This is a genomic window from Psychrobacillus sp. (assembly GCF_056205495.1).
In genome coordinates this window covers 1-1,780 of record NZ_JBAEAP010000322.1, presented here as the reverse complement: position 1 = coordinate 1,780, position 1,780 = coordinate 1, and the positions used below count along the sequence as shown (strand labels likewise).

Here is a 1,780-nt window from a genome sequence, read left to right as displayed (position 1 = left end):
AATATTAATATCCATTTCATTAATAACCTTTTTGTTTGATAGGAGTTTTCTAAAAGTCTTTTCTGCTTTCTTTGGGTGATGATCACGCTTATGAATCAGCACTCCATTGAGCCAGCTAATGAATCTTTGAAAGGCTCTATCTTCTATACTTGAATGTTTTTTCATGTATTCAATAGCTTCTTCCATATGAAACTGCATGGTGACAAAGTCTTGTTGATATAGACTTTCTCTACAAAGTTGTTTGATTTTACTCTTATAGGTTGTGAAATTTTCTTCTGTGTCGGAAAGGATATAGTTTACGGGAATGCTCAGTCGATCGCAAAATTTTTGGAGGATGTCAATTCTAGGGAGTTGTAAACCTTTTTCGATTCGATAAAGAGTAGACTCATCGCAAATATTTTCTGATAAATATTGTCTTGAATAACCGTTTTTATTTCGGTAGTACATAATTTTTAGACCTATTTCATCCATGGTTTTACCATCCTTCCTTACCTTTGTGTCTAAACCTTGCGAAAATACTTATTCATTGTCACAAAATAATGGAACATAATGGAACTATAACATATATATGGGGGTTGAAGTGGTATGAAAGTATTGAAAAAGTTCTTGGTGGTTGCATGTCTATCTCTATTAATTATTGGTATAGAAAATGTCTTGGAAATAAATTCACCGGTTAATGGTATAGAGGTACTAGATATAAATGAGCCAATTAAGCCACATCATTGAAAGGGTGATAAGACAAATGAAAAAAATCTTAATTATTGACAATAATAAAAATCAAAGTATTGGTTCAATCTATAAAGCCCTATCTTATAGAAGTGATTGTCAGCTACACTTGTTAAATAATGAGGCCTTATTAAGGGATGATCTTTTCTTAGGAAAATTTAATTTATCCATTGTCAATACACTAAAGAGTGAATATATCGATAATCTGACCATAAGAAAGATACCATCAATCGTGATGGTAGGAAATAAAGAAAGACATTTAATCACTCTTGTAAAGCATGCTCAGGGCATTTTAAAAAAGGAAAGGCCAGAAGAACTTATACCAGCTATAGAAGCCATAGAAAATGGGGGGAGCTATCTCTCGAGTGAACTAAAGAATTTATTCTTTCATATGTGGGATGCACCGAAACCTACACCGTTCACAGAAAATTTCAACGATATCCCCACTCTTCTGACAGAGATGGAATTAAGGGTGGTTGAGGAGTTGATAAATGATAAAACTAACCAGCAAATCGCAGATACCTTATATCTTAGTAAAAGAACTGTAGAGTACTATATCGCATCCTGCATACAAAAATTAGAAGTGAACTCCAGAGTTGGTCTAGCAGTCAAAATTACAAAAGCAAACATTAAGACGTTGCCTTACCGTTTTAGTATGCTTGAGGAAAATCATCAAATATCCATGTAAGTCTGACTATTGCTGTCAGGCTTTTTGTTTGCGTGAAATACGGGTTCTTTTGGCCCCCTACTATTTTATGATAAAGGTAGATTAAAGGTAGATTAAAAGTATATTAGGAGGTTAACCATGAAAGGGAATTTTGTTAAGCTGCAAGCACTGGAAGAGGAAGATTATGCTTTATTCTCAAAGTGGGTCTGTCCATCAAAGGTAAGCGCATTGGCACGCGGTTCTCAGGATTATGCGACTACAGATGAAATACGCCAAGACATACAATCTGGAAACACTCGTTATGCGACCGTTTTGACTCACGATGATAAGAAGATTGGTTTTGTTTCATGGCAAGTACAAAAATATGAAGGAAGTTACATAATTGGG

Annotated in this window: 3 protein-coding genes and 1 pseudogene; 3 read left to right on the top strand and 1 reads right to left on the bottom strand. The window is 34.5% G+C overall.

The features are described from left to right. On the bottom strand, nt 1–471 hold a 471-nt coding region (locus AC06OU_RS09550; RefSeq protein WP_475855442.1), incomplete at its 3' end, for a helix-turn-helix domain-containing protein. 123 nt (nt 472–594) lie between these two features. Here AC06OU_RS09550 and AC06OU_RS09545 point away from each other — a divergent pair. From AC06OU_RS09545 to AC06OU_RS09535, 3 genes and pseudogenes are all read left to right on the top strand, one after another. Then, complete coding sequence (locus AC06OU_RS09545) at nt 595–726, top strand: hypothetical protein (protein WP_475855441.1); 132 nt, start codon at nt 595–597, stop codon at nt 724–726. A gap of 16 nt (nt 727–742) precedes the next feature. Continuing rightward, nucleotides 743–1,414 carry a LuxR C-terminal-related transcriptional regulator gene (locus AC06OU_RS09540; RefSeq protein WP_475855439.1) on the top strand — a complete coding sequence of 224 codons (672 nt, stop codon included), beginning with the start codon at nt 743–745 and terminating at the stop codon, nt 1,412–1,414. 117 nt (nt 1,415–1,531) lie between these two features. Next, a pseudogene (locus AC06OU_RS09535) lies at nt 1,532–1,780 on the top strand (GNAT family N-acetyltransferase); the annotation flags it as partial.